A 19,275-nucleotide genomic window follows, 5' to 3' on the forward strand; every position below is an offset into this window, starting at 1 on the left:
GGGCGGTCAGCGCAGTTCGAGCACGTGCACCCCGTACGGGGCCAGGGTCACGTCCCCCACCGGCTCCCCGCCGGTCAGCTCGCGCAGCTCCCCGTCCGCCACCGGGCGCACGGTCAGCTCCTCGCCGGACTGGCTCACCAGCCACACGAAACGCGTACCGTCCTCCCGGACCAGCGTGTCCGCGCTGACGTACGGGGTGTCGACGGTCACCGGCCGCGCGGCGCCCGCGAGATCGGCCAGGGCCGCGTACAGCCGGTGCGTCTGCTCCGGATTGGCGCGCGCGGTGCGCGCCGCCATGTGCTCCAGCGGATACGTCGCCAGGACCGTGCGGCCCGCGCCCGTCTCGTACCGCAGCAGCGCCGGACGGCCGTGCGCGTCCGTCGCGACGACCCGCGCGCCGTCCGGGACGACCGGCAGATAGGCGCGGCTGTCCTCGTTGCCCGCGACCGGGAAGGTCAGTACCTCGCCCGCCGCGATCGACCCGAAGTCCTCGGCGAACGTCATCTCCAGGACGTCGTCCTCGATCGGCTCCGCCACCCCGTAGGACAGCTGGAGCTCCACCCCGAACAGCCCGTCCAGGTCGTGGAACCACGGGCCGCGGGTCGTCGGGTACTCGCCCGAGCAGAACGACAGGTAGACCGTGGCCCCCTCCCTGGCCCTGCGCTCCAGGTCCCGGCGCGTACGGGTGGTCAGCTGACGGGTCGAGGGCAGCAGGTACAGCGAGGCGTCCTCCGGCAGCCCGTCCGCCTCACGGGCGAACGCCACCGGTAGGTCGGCGCCGCGCGCCGCCACGTAGCCCTGGTGCAGCGAGGTGAAGATCAGCGGACGATCGGCGGGCCGGCTGTACGGGTAGCCGCGCTCCAGGAAGGACGGCACGACGAGCGCGGCGTCCGCGTCGGTGCGGCGGCAGCGCGGGAATTCGACCCGCTCCAGAACCTTCGCGAAGGACGCCAGTTCACGCAGCGGCTCCTTGGGCCGCCCGGAACTGTCGGTGATCCCGAAGTGCATCTCGAAGGGGTGGTGGTCGTACGGGGACTGCTCCCACAGGTCGTCGTAGTCCGTGTTGTTCCACGCCATCCAGCCGGTCGCCCCGCCGAGCAGCGAGTTGTGCAGCGTCTGCCGGTAGAAGATCCCGGCGTTCGCGGCGGAGACGACGTCCGTGGAGAGCCCGAACTCCTCCAGGACGACCGGCTGGCCCGTCACGGCGGCCAGCTCGCACTCGAACGCGGCCCGGTAGTGCTGGCGCGGCCGGTCCGTGTCCGACCGGTAGACGTGCGGCCCCACGAAGTCGACGTACTCGGCGGTCTCCCGCAGCGAGAAACCGTTGTCGCGGCCGGTCACCTCGATGCCCCAGGCCCCGTCGCCGAGCGACACCGGCTGGGTACCGCCCGCCGCGCGCACGGCGTCGCACATGAACTGCGCCCAGGCGGTGACCACATCGCTCGACGGAGGGTCGACCTGGTAGATCCGCCCGTAGCCGGGCATCTCGTTGGTGATCAGCCAGCCCGTGACCGCCGGGTGGTCCTTGAAGCGGCGGGTCATCTGGGAGACGAACCACGCCTGCCGGCCGACGAGCCACACGTCCTCGTACAGATCCCGGTCACCGCGCCAGGCCGGGTCCCAGTTCTCGCCCGACATGTGACCGACGATGAAGGTGGGGACCGTTCCCATACCCAGCTCGTGGTGGGCGTCCAGGAAGTCGCGGAAACGGTCGCAGAGTTCCTCGTCGACGCGGCCCGGCTCCGGGTGGAAGTCCGGCCAGTAGAAGAACGACCGGGTCATGTTCAGACCGTGCTCCCTGAGCACGCCCAGCTCCTCGCGCACCGTCTTCGGCTCGTAGTTCCGCCACATCAGCGGACCACCGGTGCGGGACCAGAAGTTGGCGCCGAGCCACGGGAGGACGGCGGAGTCGTGGGTGAGCTGGGCGCTGTGGCGTCGCATGGTTCTACAGGTCCTCTTCGCTGTGCGGGGGGTGCGGTGGCGGTGCGGTGGTTCAGGTCGGGGACGGCACGGGGCCGGTCGACTCACGTACGACCAGACGCGGACGGCCGTCGAGCACGGGCGGGGGAACGTCCTCGCCGCAGCCGGCCAGGAGGGTGCGCGCGGCGGCCGCGCCGACGCGCTGCACCTGCTGGTCGACGGTGGTCAGCCGGGGATGGACCCAGCGGCCGAGCGAGAGGTTGTCGTAGCCGACCACCGACAGGTCGTCCGGCACCCGCAGCCCGGCGCGCTGCGCCGTGCCGATGCCGCAGACGGCCATGGAGTCGTTGGGGAACACGAGGGCGGTCGGCCGGTCGGGCAGGGAGAGCAGAGCCTCGGTGACGTCGACGGCCGCCCGCTCGGTGAAGTCGCTGTGCCGTACGGCGACGGGGCACAGACCGGCCTCGGCCAGCGCCTCCTCGAAGGCGTGCAACCGCAGCCGGGTGTGCAGCAGTTCGGCCGGTCCCGCGACGTACGCGACGCGCCGGTGGCCCAGCTCCAGCAGATGACCCACCGCCTCCCGTATGCCCGCACCCTGCTGCCCGAGGCCCACCCGGGGGACCGGCGATCCGGGGTCGGGGGCGCCCAGCAGGACGGCGGGCAGCCCGAGGCCGCGCAGCAGGTCCGGACGCGGGTCGTCGGCGCGGGCGTCGGTCAGGACGGCGCCGTCTATGCGGCCCTCGGCGGCGAGGCGTTCGTACAGCGCGCTCTCCTGGGCCATGTCGGCGACCAGGTGGAGCAGCAGACCGTAGCCCCGGGGGGCGAGTTCGCCCTCCAGGCCGGTGATCAGCTCGCTGAAGTGCGGGTCGGAGCCCAGCACGTCGGTGGGCCGCCGGACGACGAGCGCGATCGTGCGCGTACGGGCCCGGCGCAACGCGGTCGCGGAGGCGCTGGGGGACCAGCCGAGCTCCGTGGCCGCGTCCAGGACCCGGCGGCGGGTGGCCTCCGAGATCCGGCCGGTGCCGTTGACGGCCTGGGAGACCGCCGCGGTCGACACCCCGGCCGCCGCGGCCACGGCCTTGATCGTGGGGCGCGCGGGGGCACGCCCTTCGAGACGCTTGTTCACATTTTCACCGCTCCGCTGACGAGGGCCTGCTGCATCCGCTTCTGGAGCACGGTGTAGACCACCCAGACCGGGACCAGGGTCAGCACCGTGCCCGCGGTAAGGATGCCGTAGTCCGTCCCCGTCAGGGACTTGAGCGTGGGAAGGGCGACCTGCACCGTCCGCAGGTCCGGGTCGGGACCGATGATGACCAGCGAGTAGAGGTACTCGTTCCAGAACGTCAGGAAGTTCAGCAGCAGGATCGTCGCGATGCCCGGCATGCACATCGGCGTGTAGACGTGCCGCAGGACGGCGAAGGTGGACGCCCCGTCCATGCGGGCCGCCTCCTCCATCTCGCGTGGGATGGTCCGCATGAACTGCACGAGGATGACGACGGACAGCGGCATCGCCGTCGCCGGCAGGAACAGCACCATGAACGCCCGGGTGTGGAACAGCCCGGTGGCGGCGGCGAGCAGGAAGGTGGGGAAGAGCGCGGCGAAGGTGGGGACCAGGAAGCCGAGCGAGAACACCCGCTCCACCAGGGCCCCGAGCCGGCCCTCCGTCCGCGCGATCGCGAAGGCGGCGGGTATCGCGAGCACCAGGGTCAGCACCAGCGCCAGCGCGGTCACGAGCATCGAGTTGAGGATCGCGGGCCCGAGGTGCGCGGAGGAGAACGACTCGGTGAAGTTGGTGGTGGAGAAGGAGGTGGGCAGGGAGAACGGGCTCCCGAAGATCTGGTCGTTCGTCTTGAACGCCGAGACCAGCAGGTAGTAGAGGGGTACGACCAGCAGCACCATGTACAGCCAGGCGAAGATGTGCGCCGGCAGCCAGGACCTTCCGAACTTCATGGGACCTGCTCCGATCAGTAGTTCTGGCGGAAGACGCGGCGGATGGTGAGCAGCCCGGCGAGGCCGACCAGGAAGAGGACCACTCCGACGGTCTGGCTGTAGCCGAGGTCGGCCGCGATGAACGCCTTCTGGTACACGAGGAAGGACAACGTCGTCGACGAGCTCCCCGGGCCGCCCTGGGTCAGCAGCAGCACGTTCTGCGCCGAACCGAAGAGCGTCCAGAGGAACTGGAGCATCGTCACGACACCGACGAAGTCCCTGATGACGGGGAAGTGGATGCGCCACATGGCGCGCCAGTGACCGGCGCCGTCGAGCTGCGCGGCCTCACCGATCTCGTCCGGCACGCTGCCGAGCCGGGCCGCGAACAGCACGGCGGTGAACCCGATGCCGCTCCACACGTCGAGGAGGATGAGGGAGGCGAGCGCGGTGGAGGGCGACGCGAGCCAGGCGTCCGTGAGCGAGCCGAGACCCACCTTGTCCAGCGCGCCGTTGAGCAGGCCGTCCGGCGACAGGACCGCGTAGAACACCATCGCCTTGGCGGGGGTGGAGATCAGCCCGGGGATGAAGAGCAGGTACCGCAGGACGCGGTGTCCCGGCGGCTTCTGCGCGACGTAGTACCCGAGCATGTACGCGCCGACGATCATCAGCGGCACTGCCACGACGAGTTGCACCGCGGTGTTCTGCACCGCGTCCCAGAAGACCGGATCGTCAAGGACCGTGCTGATGTTGCCGGTACCGGCGAACGAGACCGGCTGGAGCATGCCCGGCCAGTGCAGGGCCGCGATGACGAAGATGGCGACCAGTGGGCCGACCATGAAGACCAGGTACCAGACCAGCGCGGGCACGGCGAGGATGACCCCGCCCTGCGTACGGCGCTTGGTGACGGAGGCGGACGGCGGGGGAGTGACCGGTCCGCGGACCGAGGCGCCGCCCGGGGCGGACGAGAGCATCGTCATAGGAGGACTCGCAAAGGCTCGGGCGCGCGGATCAGGCCGTGCGGTAGGCGGATTCCAGGGCGGAGCGCACGGAGGCCGCGCTCGTCCCCCGGGTGAAGGCGGTGCTGGTCGCGGTGATCAGCGGCTGGGTCGCGGTCGGCGGGACGTAGAGGTCGGGCAGGAGCGCCTGGCCGACCCGGTCGCCGAGCTGCTGGGCCTCGGCCACCAGCGGGAAGTCCTTGCTGACCGTGTCGGTCACCAGCGCCATGTCACGGCCGCTCTCGGTGATGAAGCGCGACACGATCTCGGGGCGGTACATGAAGCGGATGAACTTCTCGACCGAGGACAGCTTCTTGACGCCGTTCGGGCTGATCCAGAAGCCGATGAGGGTGAACGAGCGCAGGATGGTCGGCTTCTCGTGGGCGGCGCCCGGCGCGAGCGGCCAGCCGCCGATCTCGGTGTGCCCGGCAGCCTTCGCCGGGACCTTGGCCAGGGCGGAGGACATCGCGGACTGGATGGCCGCCGCCTCCGTGTTGTACTGCGTGGTCATCGAGTCGGAGGTCAGCCCCTGCGCCTTGTCGGCGAAGACGCCCGCGTCCCGGAGCGTCACGAAGTAGTCGATGCCCGCGCGGGCGCCCCGGCTCCCGCTGAAGTCCCCGGTCGTGTAGATCTGCCGGGCCTCCTCCGGGGTGAGGAAGGTCTGGATGATCTGGGCGAGCAGCTTCTGCCCCGTCCAGTCGTTGCCGCCGACGGTCACCGGTGCGATGCCCTTGGCCCGCAGCTTCCGCGCGGCACCGATGAGCTGGTCCCCGGTGGTGGGGATCGCGCCGACACCGGCGCGGTCGAGCAGATGGGTGTTGAAGGCGACCGGCCAGTTGGCGGCGAAGTAGGGGAAGGCGCGGATCCTGCCCTCGTCGTCGGTCCACTCGGTGAGCGCGGCGGGCAGGACGCGCTCGCGCAGGCCCCAGTCGTCGAGGTAGCCCTTGACGTCGACGGTGGCGCCGACGTCGGTCCAGGCGAGCGTCTTGTCGTACAGGTTGACCATGACCACGTCCGGCTCCTTACGGGCCAGCCGCGAGGTCTCGTAGACCTGGGGGAGGTCGTCGCCGTTGACGAGGTTCTTCACCCGGAGACCCGGGTTCTCCTTCTCGAAGTCCTTCACGGCGGCGGTGTACGTGGGCGAGCCCGGCGCGGTCGTGCCGAGCTGGGTGTGGACGACGAGCGTGCCGGGGTCGGAATCGGCCGAGGCGAGCGTGGAACAGCCGGACATTGCGGGCAGCGCGGTAGCGGCGGCGAGGCCGGAACCAGCGGCAAGGAAACCGCGCCGACTCAGGGGTGAGCGCACAGCGGGATGTCTCCAACCAGGACGTTAACCGGAGTGGTTAATCGATGTACCAGCGGGTTGCGAGAAACTTAGGTGCGAGGGAAGGAATGGTCAACCCCCGGTTGCGCATGCTGGAAAGGGCGACATTTCGGGCTGGCTGTGCCAGTCGTGTGGTGCGGGCTCGACCTGGCCGTGCTCTGTGTGCTGCGGGCCCGGTCAGCCTCCGGCGGCCCGCCGGCCTACGGCGTCCTGCGCACCGGCGGCCGCGAGCACCGACTCGGCCAAGCCGGCCACCGCGTGCCCCGCGCCCGCGTCGACGAGGTCCAGGCCCAGCCCGTCGACGGCGTCGAGCATGAGCCTCTGGTAGCGCTCCGTCCTGGCCAGGAACGCGTCCATCAGGAGCTGTTCCCGCGTCGTCGCGGCGTCGTAGTGCCCGGCCGCGTGCACCCGTGCGCGCAGCACCGCGACGTCGGCGGTGAGCCATACGGCGGCCGTGTGCCGGACCTTCAGCCCGGCGACGGGCACCGGCCGAAGCGCCGAGCCTTCCAGGACCAGGCCCGTACCGCGCCGCCACCGGTGGCGCGGGTCGTGACCAGCGCCTCGATGCGGGGCCACAGCCGCTCGTAGTGGTCGAGGACGGACCGGATCAGCTCGTCGACCGTGAGGGTCCCGTAGTGCTCGGCGACGTGCGGCGGCACCTCCCGCTCCGGCGTCCGCCAGGGCCTGCCCGGGTGCCGGGCCCGACCGTCGGTCGACAGACAGTCGAAGCCGAGCCTGTCCGCCACTGCCTTGGCGACGGCCGACTTCCCGACGTTCGACGTGCCCCCGATCAGGACCACTCGCACACCACGCATGCCCGCGACCCTAGCCGGGGCGGGGTGCGCGGCTCAGGCGGAGAGGCACCCGGCCTTGACGGCGGCGACGAAGGACGACCAGCCTGCGGCCGGTATCAACAGGGCCGGGCCCTGCGGCGACTTGGAATCCCGGACGGGGACGCCGGAGGGGTGGCCGTCCAGGACCTCCAGGCAGCTGCCGCCTTCGTTGCCGCTGAAGGTGGACTTGCGCCAGCCGGTGAGCGCGGAAGCGTCGGGAATGGTGTGTTCAGCCACGGTATCCGTAGTCCTTTGCGGTCGCCCTCATGAAGGTCAATGACTCCTGCAACGGCATCGCGTCGCCCAGGGCAAGATCGTAGGCGCCTTCGAGCCGCTCGACCATGGCCGGCGAGTCGTGCACCTTGCCGACTTGAATGCCCTCCGAGTAGGCCACAGGGGGCTGGTCCTCGAAGCGCATCAAAGTGAGCATGCCCTGCATGAGGGGGTGGACCCCGAGGCCGAAGGGCAGCACGTAGACGCGGACGCGCCTCTTCTCCACCAGACCCACGATGTGCATGATCTGCTCTGCCATGACATCCGGTTTGCCGACAGCGCGGCGTAGCACCGCCTCGTCGAGCAGCGCCCAAACCACAGGCCGTACCGGAGCGGCAAGGATCTTCGCTCGATCGAGCCGTGTGACAACGAGCCTGTCACATTCCTCTTCACTCACCGGAGGGAACGACGTGCTCAGAACCGCACGCGCGTACCTTTCCGTTTGCAGGATTCCCGGGACGAACGAGAGGGCGAACTCACGCAGCATCAACGCCTGTTGTTCGAGCACGAGAGCCGATTCGAAGTAGTCGGCGACCGCCGCGTCGTCGTCCGGAAGGAAGCTGCTCAGCACGTTTCCGGTGTTCAGGGCAGTGTCCAGCCGCCGTGCGTCCTCTTTCGACGGCACGCGACGCCCCGCCTCGATGTGTGCAATGTGCGAACGGGTCATCACCGCCGCGTCTGCCAGTTCCTGCTGTGTGAGCCCGGCCGCCCGACGCGTTTCCCTGAGCCATTCCCCATAGGTGTTACTCAACGTCGACTCCCATGTGACGAATGATTTGTCACCAACGACCCCCTGGCGAGCCTAGTCCCGGTCGTCCCACTCTGTGAGCGAATCGCTACTCAGCGACAGATGGCCAGGTGTCGGCCCCAGGCACGACCACGCGGCCATCGCCCACCCATGCAACGGAGTCGACGACGTGCTGCACTGCGCCATCCGCATCCTCGAGACGCTGCTGTGTCTCCTTCAACCGGTCCCGCCGGTCCCGCCGGACCTCCGGGTGCCCCCTCCTCCCGGGCCTGTGTCGTCCGAGTCGTTGCCGGAGCGCCCGCTGTGGCTCGCCATGTACGGCATCGACATCAGGCACTGCCCGAGGTGCGGCATGGGGCGGATCGTATGACCGGTCGGATCCCCGACGCGGCACGACTGCTGCCGTGGGCCGGCCCGGAGGGCAAGCCCTGCTATGTCATCGGCGACGGGACGGGGCACGTCTCCCGGATCGCGGACGGCACCGAGAGCGTCCAGCTCGCCATGGCTGCCGAACTGCTCGACCACGCGGCAGACATGCTCGACGACCGGCAGGTGACCGCAGCGCAACTCCGTTACGTGGTGGCGCGCCTGGCCGAGTCGCTGCGCGACGTGCACCGGATCGCCCGGAGCCGGGGTGAACGACTCGCGGCTCCGAGCGCCGGCCCCCAGGGCTGAGCGGGCGACCGCTCTCAGGCGTCGAGCACCGCTGCGACCGCTTCGATCTCCACGAGCTGGTCGTGGTACCCGAGGACCGTGACGCCCAGCAGTGTGCTCGGGGCGTCGTGTTCGCCGAAACCTGACCGGACCACGCCCCAGGCGGTCACCAGGTCCTCCTGCCGCGAGGACGCGACGAGCACCCGCGTACTGATGACGTCCTCCAGCGAGGCGCCGGCGTCGGCGAGGGCGGTGCGCATGTTCTCGAACGCCTTCGCCGCCTGGCCCGCGTAGTCGCCCACCGCCGCCGTCGAACCGTCCTCGTTCAGCGGGCATGCGCCGGCGAGGAAGATCAGCCGGGCGTCGGCGGGGGCGGTGGCGGCGTAGGCGTACTCGGCCACGTCGGACAGTGAGGCGGATCTGATGAGCGTGACAGCGCGGGCCATGGGTGTTCCGACCTTCGAAGAGGGGAGCGAGGGGCGCTCCATCCTCACAGGGCGCGGCTGTCACCGCCTCGTTTTTTCACGCCCGGGGCCAGGGGTGCGGCCTCTTCAGGGGGGTGGCCGCGGCGACGTTAGTCTGAGGATCATGCCGGACGACTCCCCTCTCATACAGAGCCTGCGTGCCGCGGTTTCCGCCGTACCCGCCGATGTGCCCCTGCGGCTGCACCTGGCCCAGCTTCTGCTGGAGGAGGGACGGTCCGATGACGCCGTCGCCGAGGCGGCCGTGGCCCTGCAGTACGTACCGGGCGACGCCCAGGCTCGGGCCCTGATGGCGCAGGCGATGGGCATGGCGCCGTCGTCGCCGGCGAAGCCCCCGCAGTCGGAGCAACGCCCGGGCCCGCGGGCCGGGTTCGACTGGAAGGCCGCCGCGGAACAGGTCGGGGACGCCGTGCCGCCGCGGTTCGCCGAGACGCCCGCCCGCGCGGACGGGCAGGACGATTCCGCGGATGCTGGCGCGTGGGACGTGGAGGAACCCGGCACCGTGCGACTGGCCGACGTCGGTGGCATGCAGGACGTCAAGGACCGTCTGGAGGCAGCCTTCCTCGCGCCTCTGCGCAACCCCGAGCTGCGCAAGCTGTACGGCAAGAGCCTTCGTGGCGGGCTGCTGCTGTACGGGCCGCCCGGCTGCGGCAAGACGTTCGTGGCGCGGGCGGTGGCCGGTGAGCTGGGCGCCGCCTTCCTATCCGTGTCGGTGAACGACGTCCTCGACATGTGGATGGGCAACTCCGAACGCAACATGCACGAGATCTTCGAGACCGCCCGCCGCCAGGCGCCCTGCGTGGTCTTCCTGGACGAGCTGGACGCACTCGGTGCCAAGCGCAGTCGTACCGCGCACAGCGGCATGCGCAACACGGTCAACCAACTGCTCAGCGAGTTGGACGGCATCGATTCGGCAGCGAACGAGGGCGTGTTCGTGCTGGCCGCCACCAACGTGCCCTGGGACGTGGACAACGCCCTGCGCCGCCCCGGACGCCTGGACCGGACGATCCTCGTCCTGCCGCCCGACAGAACCGCCCGGGAGGCGATCCTCCGCCACCACCTGCGGGAGAGGCCGATCGAGAACATCGACCTGAGCAAGCTGGCCAAGATCACCGACGGTCTGTCCGGCGCGGACCTGGCCCATCTCTGCGAGGCGGCGGCCGAGCGGGCACTGCTGGACTCGGTGCGTACCGGCACCGTACGCATGATCGGCATGAAGGACCTGCTGGCCGCGGCCGACGACGTGGTTCCGTCCGCGGAACCGTGGTTCGCCTCCGCACGCAACGTGGCGATGTTCGCCAACGAGGGCGGGATGTACGACGACCTGGTGGCCTACCTGAAGAAGAGGCGCAAGCTGTGACCGCGACCCTGCACCCCGCCGTGGAGCGGGCCGACCTGCTCATCGACCTGAAGCGGTACGAAGAGGCCAGGGAACTGCTGACCCAGAGGCTCGCGGAGGACCCCGAGGACATCCGGGCCTGGGTCAAGCTGGCCCGCAGCCATCTCTGGGACGAGAAGGGCGGCGCGAAGGCGCTGGAAGCCACCGAGCGGGCACTGGCCCTGAACGCCGAGGACACCGGGGCACTCACGATCCACGCCCATGCCCTGCGGGCGTCGGGCCGCTTCCCGGAGACGGAGGGCGTGCTGCGCGACGTGATCCGGCTCGACCCCGACCACTGGCACGGCTACGCGCTGCTCGCCGACTGGCTGTGGCGCATCAGGTTGATCCACTCCGGACAGGCCAACGGCGGCCAGGCACGGCGCGAGGACGTACTGCCCGGCCTGCGGGAGGCCGACGCACTCGTCCGGGAGGCGATCCGGCTGGGCCCCGAGGAGGTGTACGCCTATGAGGTGGGGTTGCGGATCGTCGACATGCTGGGCGACCGGGCCGCCGCCGACCAGTGGGAGCGGGCTGTCCTCCGGATCGACCCGCAGCATGAGGACGCCCTGACCCGGCAGGCGAAGAAGGCGGCGGCCGCCCCCGGCGTCATGGCGAAGGAGGCCGCCACCCTCTACGCCGACGCGCTGGCCTCCGCCCCCGGCTCGGAGCTGATGCAGCGCGGCCTGGACGACGCCTCCTACCGCCTGCTGCGCGGCGTCCGCTGGCTGGCTCTGCTCTGCCTGGTTTTCGCAGCCGTGGGTATCGACCTGTTCGAGACGGAGGGGGAGACCCAGCGGGAGCTGCCGCTCGTGCTCGGCCAGCGGCTGTGGGACCTCGTCCCCATGGCCGTCGTCTGGGTCCTGGGCGCACTGCTGCGCTACCGCCGCCTGCGCGCCGGTGTCCAGGTCAACCTGCGATCGATCATCCGGCGCCGCACGTGGCCCCGCATCGTCCTGGGCCAGGCGGCGTGGGTCATGCTCTGTGCGTTGTTGATCATCCAGATACCTTGGACGGAGCGCACGGTTCCGCTCGTACTGTTCTGGGCCGGCCTGGTGCCGACGGTGGCGACGATGTGGTTCGACCGGAGGAAGACCGGCTGAGCCGGACGGCAACCTGAGGGCCCCGGTTACCGCACGACTTCGCTCACACAGCCCGGGTTCAACTGTCCCGTCGTCCCGCCCGCCTGGTGAAGCGCCGTATCCCCCTTCGGGTGGGCGCGAGAGGCGTGTCCTCGGGGGCGACCGGGCGCGGAGCCGCGGGCAGGGCCGCCGCGGGGGTGGGGGCCGGGGTCTCCGCGTACGGGCTGCCCCGTTCGATCCGGCTCCGGACGGCCTGGGCCATGGCGTGGTGGGACGGTTCCCGCAGCAGACCTTCCGCAGACAACTTCTCCCACATGTGGAGCAGCTCCTGCCCCCTGGTCGCCACCTGAGCCTGGTCCTGGAGCCGCTGCCACGCCGCGGTGGCACGGGCCACCTCGGGCACGGCCCGGTGCAGATCGCTGCCGCAGCGGATGCGCGCGACGGTCAGCGCGAGGCCGGTGGAGGTCGTGTAGTCGCCGCGGCGATAAGCGATGTACGCCTCGATCGCCCTGGCCTCCAGTGACAGTTCGTCCTCCGCGCCCCGGCGCAGGGTCAGATGCTCCCGCAGTGCGCCGGCGAGGACGAACGCGGCGTGCAGTTCCTCACGCTGAGCGTGCTGGATGATCCGCTCGACGCGGGCGAGCGGAGGAAACGCCTTCTCCTCGGCGGTGGTTCGCTCACGCCCGGGCGGCAGGTCCTCCTCCTCGGCGATGGTCCGGCTGGAGCCGTCGGGAAAGACTCGAAGCCGCGCCACCTGCCGCACACTGCGGTCGATGACGGTCGCCGCCACCGGAGTTCCCAGGGTGCGGGCGAACATGGCCACAGCGTCGAGAATCGCCTCGTTGGGCGGGCGGGTGCCGCCCATCGCCAGCAGGTGGCCGTTGACGACCGTCGACCCGTCCTCCGCCACGTAGGCGTCGAGACGGATGAGTGGCTGTGCGCTGAGTGTGGGGAGGTTCCCCGCGTCACGGGGCGTCAACGAGTGGGACATCCGCTCAGACACCGGACCGGAGCACGCCGAGGACGGCCATGGAACAAGGCGGTGCAGTCGCTTGTCCGGGCCACGGAACGTGGACCATATGGTTCGCCTCCGAGGTACGTGCCCGTGTGCGTGGTGTCATTCTAATAGATGATCAGGTCACCGGTCCGGGCGGATGCCAGGCCGGTCCGGGGCACGTCGTGCAGCACGCGTCCGGCCGGTCGTCCCTGCCGCAGCGCGAACCACAGCTCCGTCCGTACGTCCACGTCGTCCAGGTCCGTGTCCAGCAGTGCCGCGGGGCTCAGCCGGCAACGCAGAGTCCCGGCCAGGGAGGGCAGGTGAATGGGGCCAACCGTGGCGACGATCTGGTGCGATCGGAAGGAGGCTGGCTGAGCCGGACAGAGCACCGAAGCCCGCGCCCTTGAAGATGTACGTCATCGGGTCGACGAAGCGGCCCACCTTGCCCGCCGCGGACAGGGCCTTGGCCGCGAGCGCGGCCTTGCCGCCGCCGGCGACCGCGCCGCCGGTGCCGCCGGTGAAGACGGTGGTGACGACGTTGAAGGTGACCGCGCCGGCTGCCCGAGAAGGGTTCTCGCCCCACTGGTCGTAGGCGATCAGCGCCTTGCCCGTCTCCTTCACCGCGGTGCGGGACTCACGCAGCCAGGTCGGCAGGTCCTCGTCCTTCGCCGTCCAGAACTGCACCGCCGCCACCGGGCTCAGATGTCCTCGGCGTCAATGCGAAGGAGCCGCCACTCTGCACGCCGACGTGCTGTTCTTCGCTCCCGGCTCGGCATAGAGGCTGCCCAGATGGACGATCCTTACTACTGTCAGGTAGGGAACTCGCCGAGCCATTCGCGCTGGAGGAGGTGCTTGGGCAGGTACTCGGATTCGACTCCGATTGTGAACCCGCCGTCGTATGCGAGACAGGCGATGGCAAGCGGCCCCAGAGCGAAGCTTCCGTCGATGTCCTTCTCCCGTTCCTCATTCATGGTCCAGTAAGCCTTGTGCAGCTTCAATGCGTCAGCCAGAGCGGGACTGAAGCCCTCTTCGTCCTTGCGCACGAAGTGGTAAAAGAGGTTGATCGGCGGATAAAGCACACCTTGCAGCATGTCTCGCGGAGTGATCCGGGTCGCTGCCGGATCCGACGCCTCGATCGTGGCAATTAGTTTGTCCACCAGTCCCGGGCGCCGCAGCCAGTAGGTCTGTAGGACATCCACCCAGTTGTACACGAACTCGTCGTAGGAACCATCAGGTGACCGGAGCATTTCCAACCGGATCTCGCAAAGTTGCGTCATCCGTTGCTGTTCGCGACAGATAACAGCAAGCCAGAAAGCTGTCAGCCAGTTACCCGCATCGGCAGTTGACATAGAGCCGAGTGCCGGAATGGACCGCAACTTTCGATCGATACGGCACTCGATGGTCCCATTGCTCGCACCGGTCACGGCGAAAAGCGTCGAGCCCAACTGCATCGCGTTGACTGCGGCTTCCCATGTTTCAATTGCTGCGGCGCGGGGGTCAATGACGCAGCGGGCGTGCAGCGCCAAAAGGGATGTTGTAAATGTGAAGTCGATCAGGTCTGCTGACTCTTCAAGCTCATCAATGTCCTTTGCCTGGCTCCTGGTTAGCCGATCTGCAAAATTTTCGGCATCAGGGCCACCCGGCATGTCGTGACGGGTGATATTTGCGATCACGGAAGAGTCCTTTTGGTGATGTCGAACCGCCGGTACTGATATCCAGTGTACCTGCCCGCGTTCTTCTCCCCCTTGACTACGACGTATTCCAGCTTTCCGTCCCTGAGTGCATCCCTCAGAGCGCGAACGGCTTCGTCTTCGCCGCGTTTCGACATAGCTTTCATGATGTCGAGGAAGTACTCTCTGCTCCCTTGGGAACTTGCCTACCATTCGAAAGCGTGCGCCTGCCGAGCTCTGTCCCAGGGCTGCTCTTGGCCTCGACAACGACGACACGCCCATCGTCATGCTTCGATACTTGATCGAACTGATCATTTCCATTCTTCGGACCGAGGAGAGGCTGACGGTCGAAGCCCAAGTGGCGCTGGGCAATGTAGTGGTGTGTGGCGACCTTCTCTCCGAAGGCTTCGGCCGCCTTACTCATCTCGGTGTGTGATTCCTTGTAAGTGCCCTTTGATTCACCCCAGAGCCCGGCCGATTCGTGGGTCGGCTGGCTAGCGTGAGCCCTTCCAGCTTCCGCTTTCCAATCGGTAATAAGTTGTCCCATTGTACGGCGAAGTGTCGTTTCTGGGCGGCCTCGTCAAGAATTGCAAGTCTGGCATCGCTCGTGACAGTGTCCGCACTCACCTTGACGTAAGCGGCATCTAGGTAGTGGGGAGAGGGCGGTGCTGGCGCATCCTTGGCGCGGATCCAGGGGGAATCTTCCGAAAGTCGGGTGAGTTGCGGTGGAGTGAGCCCGCTCGTGTCGTAGGTCTCCAGGTTTTTGCGAGTGCCATCTTTCCGGTAGTGGTGATCGAAATAGCCTGGTTCTTCATTGGCACGGTAAACTTAGATGTCTTCGATCTGCTCCAAGGCGAGTGAACCAGGAGGGCCGTATGGATTCGGCCCCTCACGCATGAAGCGAGGACGCGGTACGGGCTGGGGCGTAACAGCACTATCGCCAGCCGGAGTGGTCGCGTCGTTCCCCGTGCGGGCTGCGCTGTCAAGGCTGCCGGTGCTCGGTGTCGCGGGGTGCCTGGAGCCGCCGGTAGGGCCATTGTCGGCTGCGTGGCTGCCGGGCAGGTCTTGGTTGTTCGCAGGACCTGTGCCGGGCGTCTCTGTTCGCCCACCGGGCAGTCCGTTGCCGGCGTTACCGCTGGACAGGCTGTTGCTCGGCAGGCCATTGTTGACCCACCGCCGGGCGCTGGGTTGACAGCTCCGCCACCCTGCGCGCCGTCTGCGGCCCGGCCGACATCTCCCAGCTCGTCGCCCACCCGCGCCCCCGCCCCCACCAGCACCGGCTGCCGTGCCGGGGTCTCCACCCGGGCGTGGTCCGGGGTGTCCGCGTCGAAGTCGGCTTTGCCGGGTTCGACGCGGGCTTGATCGGCGCGTTGGACGAGGCTGCCGCTCTCGTCGTACAGGTTGCCCTCGCGGTCAGCGTAGGCGGCGCCCTCGTCGAAGGGGTTCTTGAGTGTGCCTTCCGGGGTGGGGCGTTGTGGGGCTGAGCCAGCAAGGCAATCGGGTTGAGGCCCCATTGCCCGCTCTCCGTACGTGAAGGTGTTCCGCAGGGGTGACGCGCGGTACCTGGGGACGACCAACGGTGACACGGCAGTAGCCGTGGACGTGCTGATGCTCGCTGTTTCGGCGCTGACCCGTGAGCCGTGGGACTTCCGATTCGCCGCCCTGGTGACGCTGCAGGCGCACAACGTGATGGGGGCGCGAGGTGGTCGGCTTCGACCTGGTGGCGCTCCATTGGGGAGACACCGCAGGAGTGGGCCGCCGCAGGGGCTCCCTGTTGCACGTCCTCGATCTGGTGCCGTTCCGTCACGCTGGGAAAAGTTGACGCACGAGCCGCCCCGAGCAGAAGGGTATTCGAGTGCGTATCGGTGGATGGTGGAGCAGCCCGCCCTCGGTGGCGCGCGTTGGCAACCTCACAGATTGGACTGCACGTACCTGGCGATCTCTGTAAGCCGTTGCTCGTTCTCAGCAGGCATCTCGTAATTATTCGCCCTCAGGCGCGCAAGAAATTCACCGGGTAGTTGTACGCGATGGTTCCAGACGTAGAACCAGAGGTCGCCCCGCCAGATCCATTCATTGTCACTCAGGATCGAGTCCCCCCCGAGTACGGTCTTGCCTGAGCCCAGGACGTCGCGGGAGGAGCCCATCACGCTGAAAATATCGTGCCCAGCCAGTAGGTACTCTGTGATCTTCTTCGCGTCTGTGTAGGGGGTCGGCATAACGAAGTCCTGGACGCTTCCTGCGGCCTGTCCGAAAGACGGTGCCCATAGCTCCTGAAAGAAACCAGCGATTTGCATGCGTAATATCCTCTACTAGTGCGCTAGGGGCAAGAACGTTCGCCAGTATCCTCCATCGAAGATGGTCGGCGTCTGGCCGGGTCCTAGCCTTGTGCTCACACCAACCTTGTTGGTGGGAGCCATCACGGGTACTCCCAGTTCGTTAGCGACGGACTGGGCTGCAGGAACATCGAAGGCTCCTTCTGTGACCGTTCCTGTGTGGCACGAAACCAGCCGTACGGGGCCCCCGGCATAGCTTGGGTTAGCGCGGATCGCATTGGCGATGTGCGTGGGGTGGGTGTCCCCCGCAGAGAAGCCAGAACCAGCTTCATTGACCCGGCCAGGCTCGAAGAATCCTTGATTGTTCCCGTGGACCACCACGTCGTGGTATCCGTTTAGCGGTCGGACGTAGTCAAAGTTGACCTTGGTGCTCCTGTCGTAACCGATGGCCGTTCTGCCGTCGCTGAAGTAGACAGGGTCGCCAGTTTCCAGTACGTAATGGCCAGGTTCCTTGGGTGGTGCCGGAATGGTGGACTCAGGTGAGACACGCGCTTCGAAGTCGCGGCGAGTGGCCATGTCGGCGGCCTCGCTACTGGAAGCACCATCAAATTCAGGCAGGACTGATTCGTCCTGGCCATCCGGTACATCGGGGCGATCGCCGCCCCCAGGTACTTCGTCGGAACCGGGGCCGTGACCACTTGAGTCATGTGCGTGCGTGCTGTCAGAGGAATGACCTGCGGGAGCGGATGATCCCGCTTCGTCACGCGCTCCAGCCATTTCCGGAACCCTGACCGGGGTCTCCACGCGGGCTTGATCGGCGCGTTGGACGAGGTTGCCGCTCTCGTCGTACAGGTTGCCCTCGCGGTCAGCGTAGGCGGCGCCCTCGTCGAAGGGGTTCTTGAGTGTGCCTTCCGGGAGCGCGATCACTCCCTCCGGGAGTCTGACCGTGCCGTCCGCGAGCCGGACCGCTCCCTCCGGTATCGCCGTGCCCGCGGGGAGGTCGACCGTGCCGTCGGACAGGCGTACCGCGCCTTCGGGGAGGGTGAAGACGTTGTCCGGGAGTGGCGGTATCTCGATGGTGCCCAGGCCCTTGAGGCCGGTCATGACGTCGCCGATCTTCGTGAGGCCGAAGCCCGCGCCCTTGAAGATGTACGTCATCGGGTCGACGAATCGGCCCACCTTGCCCGCCGCGGACAGGGCCTTGGCCGCGAGCGCGGCCTTGCCGCCGCCGGCGACCGCGCCGCCGGTGCCGCCGGTGAAGACGGTGGTGACGACGTTGAAGGTGACCGCGCCGGCTGCCCGGGCGGGGCTCTCGCCCCACTGGTCGTAGGCGATCAGCGCCTTGCCCGTCTCCTTCACCGCGGTGCGGGACTCACGCAGCCAGGTCGGCAGGTCCTCGTCCTTCGCCGTCCAGAACTGCACGGCCGCCACCGGGCTGAGGGAGATGGCCACACCGGTGGCGAGCTGGGCCAGGCCCTTCCAGGCCTGCCCGGCCGCGTCCCAGCCGTCGACGCCGACCAGGGTGCCCAGGCCCTTGATCGTGCCCCAGACCCCGTCGACGAAGAAGCCCTTGGTGAAGTCCCAGGCGTGTTCCCACACCTGCCAGCCGGGCGTGGACTCGACGAGCGGGTCGCCCCAGGGGAGGCCTTCGGCGTGCTTGAGGGTTTCGGCGTCGAAGCCGTACTGGTTCTTGCTGTCCGAGCCGTCGCTCGTCTTCAGGGGCAGGAGACAGACCAGGGCGACGATCTTGTTGTAACAGGCGACCTCCGCCTCCTGGAACGCGGCCAGGGTCTCGGCGATCTCGTCACGGCGCTGGTTGTTCTCCTCGATCAGGTCGCCGTCCTCGCGCCACTTGTCGTCGGCGTTGATCTTCACGAGGAACGCGCCGGCGTCCCGCTTGATCTCCCTGAGCTTCTCGACCAGCGGGTAGACCTCGTCCGAGTACGTGCTCAGTGCCCCGGCGATGGACTTGAGGTCGGACTTCAGGGTCTGCCCGCTGGTCTCCACCGGCTTCGTCGTCGCGAACAGCTGGTCCGCCTCGGGCGCCTGGTAGAAGGCCTGGAGGCCGCCGAAGCTGCTGTGCACGTCACCGGTGGTCGTCGCGATGGTCTCCGCGGCCGAGGTCAGCTCGGTGACCTTCACATCCAGTGTCGCCAGGTTTCCCGTGAAGACCGGTATGCCTTCGAGGGGGATCGGCTTGTCGTTGCTCACTTGTGCCCCCCGGGAGCATCCTTCAGCAGGTCCAGCCGCACGGCCTTGGCCGCGTCCTGGGCGTGCTTCGCCGCGTCCAGGTCGCCCGCCACGTACTCGTTGGTGGCCTTCGCCGCCCCCAGCACGGCGGCCTGGATACGCTCCGCCATCGACTTCAGGTAGCCCTGGCGCGTCTCCAGGTACTGGCTCAGCGCGGAGGCCACCGGCCCGAGCGTGGGTGCCGACAGCGGGGCCGCGCCCACCGGCACCGGGCCCTGCAACGGCACCGAGGCCTCCGAACCCGGCACGGCGGTCCCCGCGGCCGTCGCCGCCTCCGACATCGTCGTGACCAGAGCCGTCAGAGCCTTCTCCAGGTCACCCGCATGCGTGCCGGTGACCTGCAACTGGCCCTGCACCCCCTGCGGCTTGATGTCCCACGCCGTCATGAACGCCCACCCCCGTGTACCCCTGCGCCGAACCGTCTCGCTGCCCCGTCCGGGTCGGAGGGAACGTTCCTCCAACCCGAA

20 protein-coding genes and 1 pseudogene are annotated in these 19,275 nt (G+C 68.5%); 4 read left to right on the top strand and 17 right to left on the bottom strand.

All coding sequences use genetic code 11. The features are described 5' to 3' along the window. Positions 1-6 precede the first annotated feature (6 nt). The 9 genes from P8A20_RS23275 to P8A20_RS23310 all read right to left on the bottom strand — a co-directional run bounded on the left by P8A20_RS23275 (position 7) and on the right by P8A20_RS23310 (position 8,025). Positions 7-1,941, bottom strand: coding sequence for a cellulase family glycosylhydrolase (locus P8A20_RS23275; protein WP_147963542.1), 1,935 nt, complete (start codon positions 1,939-1,941; stop codon positions 7-9). Positions 1,942-1,993: 52 nt separating this feature from the next. Continuing rightward, positions 1,994-3,046 carry a LacI family DNA-binding transcriptional regulator gene (locus P8A20_RS23280; protein WP_147963541.1) on the bottom strand — a complete coding sequence of 351 codons (1,053 nt, stop codon included), beginning with the start codon at positions 3,044-3,046 and terminating at the stop codon, positions 1,994-1,996. Beyond that, positions 3,043-3,870 carry a carbohydrate ABC transporter permease gene (locus tag P8A20_RS23285; RefSeq protein WP_147963540.1) on the bottom strand — a complete coding sequence of 276 codons (828 nt, stop codon included), beginning with the start codon at positions 3,868-3,870 and terminating at the stop codon, positions 3,043-3,045. Before P8A20_RS23285 ends, P8A20_RS23280 begins: the two co-directional genes overlap by 4 nt. 14 nt (positions 3,871-3,884) lie before the next feature. Then, on the bottom strand, positions 3,885-4,826 hold the full coding sequence (locus P8A20_RS23290) for a carbohydrate ABC transporter permease (RefSeq protein WP_147963539.1): 942 nt from the start codon (positions 4,824-4,826) through the stop codon (positions 3,885-3,887). Between the two features lie 31 nt (positions 4,827-4,857). Continuing rightward, the gene (locus tag P8A20_RS23295) at positions 4,858-6,150 is read right to left on the bottom strand and encodes an ABC transporter substrate-binding protein (RefSeq protein WP_147963538.1); all 1,293 of its coding nucleotides are present in this window, start codon (positions 6,148-6,150) and stop codon (positions 4,858-4,860) included. Positions 6,151-6,345: 195 nt separating this feature from the next. Further along, the gene (locus P8A20_RS38745; protein ID WP_371934413.1) at positions 6,346-6,654 is read right to left on the bottom strand and encodes a hypothetical protein; all 309 of its coding nucleotides are present in this window, start codon (positions 6,652-6,654) and stop codon (positions 6,346-6,348) included. Continuing rightward, positions 6,636-6,983 carry a hypothetical protein gene (locus P8A20_RS38750; RefSeq protein ID WP_371606426.1) on the bottom strand — a complete coding sequence of 116 codons (348 nt, stop codon included), beginning with the start codon at positions 6,981-6,983 and terminating at the stop codon, positions 6,636-6,638. The genes P8A20_RS38745 and P8A20_RS38750 overlap by 19 nt, the downstream gene beginning before the upstream one ends. Positions 6,984-7,016: 33 nt before the next feature. Then, positions 7,017-7,238, bottom strand: coding sequence for a DUF397 domain-containing protein (locus P8A20_RS23305; protein WP_147963537.1), 222 nt, complete (start codon positions 7,236-7,238; stop codon positions 7,017-7,019). Next, a complete protein-coding gene (locus tag P8A20_RS23310) occupies positions 7,231-8,025 on the bottom strand; it encodes a helix-turn-helix domain-containing protein (protein ID WP_147963536.1) in 795 nt (264 codons plus the stop codon). Before P8A20_RS23310 ends, P8A20_RS23305 begins: the two co-directional genes overlap by 8 nt. Before the next feature lie 363 nt (positions 8,026-8,388). Here P8A20_RS23310 and P8A20_RS23315 point away from each other — a divergent pair, with 363 nt between their 5' ends. Next, on the top strand, positions 8,389-8,697 hold the full coding sequence (locus P8A20_RS23315) for a hypothetical protein (protein ID WP_147963534.1): 309 nt from the start codon (positions 8,389-8,391) through the stop codon (positions 8,695-8,697). A 14-nt stretch (positions 8,698-8,711) separates the two neighbouring features. On the opposite strand, the gene P8A20_RS23320 is transcribed toward P8A20_RS23315, so the two are convergent. Next, positions 8,712-9,122: a RidA family protein gene (locus P8A20_RS23320; protein ID WP_147963533.1), complete on the bottom strand. Its 411-nt coding sequence runs from the start codon at positions 9,120-9,122 to the stop codon at positions 8,712-8,714. Positions 9,123-9,264: 142 nt separating this feature from the next. Here P8A20_RS23320 and P8A20_RS23325 point away from each other — a divergent pair, with 142 nt between their 5' ends. Together P8A20_RS23325 and P8A20_RS23330 are read left to right on the top strand one after the other, a co-directional pair. Further along, positions 9,265-10,518, top strand: coding sequence for an ATP-binding protein (locus P8A20_RS23325; protein ID WP_147963532.1), 1,254 nt, complete (start codon positions 9,265-9,267; stop codon positions 10,516-10,518). After that, complete coding sequence (locus P8A20_RS23330) at positions 10,515-11,639, top strand: tetratricopeptide repeat protein (RefSeq protein ID WP_187282409.1); 1,125 nt, start codon at positions 10,515-10,517, stop codon at positions 11,637-11,639. Before P8A20_RS23325 ends, P8A20_RS23330 begins: the two co-directional genes overlap by 4 nt. Before the next feature lie 58 nt (positions 11,640-11,697). On the opposite strand, the gene P8A20_RS23335 is transcribed toward P8A20_RS23330, so the two are convergent. From P8A20_RS23335 to P8A20_RS23350, 4 genes and pseudogenes are all read right to left on the bottom strand, one after another. Continuing rightward, entirely contained in the window at positions 11,698-12,609 is a 912-nt protein-coding gene (locus P8A20_RS23335; RefSeq protein WP_306104185.1) for a hypothetical protein, read from the bottom strand. 393 nt (positions 12,610-13,002) lie between these two features. Beyond that, positions 13,003-13,311: pseudogene (locus tag P8A20_RS23340) on the bottom strand (hypothetical protein); the annotation flags it as partial. A gap of 113 nt (positions 13,312-13,424) precedes the next feature. Continuing rightward, entirely contained in the window at positions 13,425-14,288 is an 864-nt protein-coding gene (locus P8A20_RS23345; RefSeq protein WP_306104186.1) for an immunity 49 family protein, read from the bottom strand. Further along, positions 14,285-14,443, bottom strand: coding sequence for a hypothetical protein (locus P8A20_RS23350; protein WP_187282408.1), 159 nt, complete (start codon positions 14,441-14,443; stop codon positions 14,285-14,287). The genes P8A20_RS23345 and P8A20_RS23350 overlap by 4 nt, the downstream gene beginning before the upstream one ends. A 140-nt stretch (positions 14,444-14,583) precedes the next feature. On the opposite strand from P8A20_RS23350, the gene P8A20_RS23355 reads away from it, so the two are divergent. After that, positions 14,584-14,721 carry a hypothetical protein gene (locus P8A20_RS23355; protein WP_187282407.1) on the top strand — a complete coding sequence of 46 codons (138 nt, stop codon included), beginning with the start codon at positions 14,584-14,586 and terminating at the stop codon, positions 14,719-14,721. A 1,474-nt stretch (positions 14,722-16,195) separates the two neighbouring features. On the opposite strand, the gene P8A20_RS23360 is transcribed toward P8A20_RS23355, so the two are convergent. Genes P8A20_RS23360 through P8A20_RS23370 form a run of 3 tightly spaced genes read right to left on the bottom strand, consistent with a single transcriptional unit; the run spans position 16,196 to position 19,194 of the window. Beyond that, positions 16,196-16,579 (bottom strand): hypothetical protein, encoded by a 384-nt coding sequence (locus tag P8A20_RS23360; RefSeq protein WP_147963526.1) that lies wholly within the window; start codon positions 16,577-16,579, stop codon positions 16,196-16,198. Positions 16,580-16,594: 15 nt separating this feature from the next. Further along, the gene (locus tag P8A20_RS23365; protein ID WP_306104187.1) at positions 16,595-18,769 is read right to left on the bottom strand and encodes a DUF8616 domain-containing protein; all 2,175 of its coding nucleotides are present in this window, start codon (positions 18,767-18,769) and stop codon (positions 16,595-16,597) included. After that, positions 18,766-19,194: a DUF6507 family protein gene (locus tag P8A20_RS23370; RefSeq protein ID WP_147963525.1), complete on the bottom strand. Its 429-nt coding sequence runs from the start codon at positions 19,192-19,194 to the stop codon at positions 18,766-18,768. Before P8A20_RS23370 ends, P8A20_RS23365 begins: the two co-directional genes overlap by 4 nt. Between the last annotated feature and the right edge of the window lie 81 nt (positions 19,195-19,275).

Origin of the sequence: Streptomyces sp. Alt3 (assembly GCF_030719215.1) — a bacterium.
In the GTDB taxonomy this organism is placed as follows: domain Bacteria; phylum Actinomycetota; class Actinomycetes; order Streptomycetales; family Streptomycetaceae; genus Streptomyces; species Streptomyces glycanivorans.

Excerpts from the sequence above, each read along its gene's own strand:
- P8A20_RS23275 (WP_147963542.1), bottom strand. The coding sequence starts at position 1,941 with ATGCGACGCCACAGCGCCCAGCTCACCCACGACTCCGCCGTCCTCCCG.
- P8A20_RS23285 (WP_147963540.1), bottom strand. The coding sequence starts at position 3,870 with ATGAAGTTCGGAAGGTCCTGGCTGCCGGCGCACATCTTCGCCTGGCTG.
- P8A20_RS23290 (WP_147963539.1), bottom strand. The coding sequence starts at position 4,826 with ATGACGATGCTCTCGTCCGCCCCGGGCGGCGCCTCGGTCCGCGGACCG.
- P8A20_RS38750 (WP_371606426.1), bottom strand. The coding sequence starts at position 6,983 with ATGCGTGGTGTGCGAGTGGTCCTGATCGGGGGCACGTCGAACGTCGGG.
- P8A20_RS23315 (WP_147963534.1), top strand. The coding sequence starts at position 8,389 with ATGACCGGTCGGATCCCCGACGCGGCACGACTGCTGCCGTGGGCCGGC.
- P8A20_RS23320 (WP_147963533.1), bottom strand. The coding sequence starts at position 9,122 with ATGGCCCGCGCTGTCACGCTCATCAGATCCGCCTCACTGTCCGACGTG.
- P8A20_RS23325 (WP_147963532.1), top strand. The coding sequence starts at position 9,265 with ATGCCGGACGACTCCCCTCTCATACAGAGCCTGCGTGCCGCGGTTTCC.
- P8A20_RS23335 (WP_306104185.1), bottom strand. The coding sequence starts at position 12,609 with ATGTCCCACTCGTTGACGCCCCGTGACGCGGGGAACCTCCCCACACTC.
- P8A20_RS23350 (WP_187282408.1), bottom strand. The coding sequence starts at position 14,443 with ATGTCGAAACGCGGCGAAGACGAAGCCGTTCGCGCTCTGAGGGATGCA.
- P8A20_RS23360 (WP_147963526.1), bottom strand. The coding sequence starts at position 16,579 with ATGCAAATCGCTGGTTTCTTTCAGGAGCTATGGGCACCGTCTTTCGGA.
- P8A20_RS23370 (WP_147963525.1), bottom strand. The coding sequence starts at position 19,194 with ATGACGGCGTGGGACATCAAGCCGCAGGGGGTGCAGGGCCAGTTGCAG.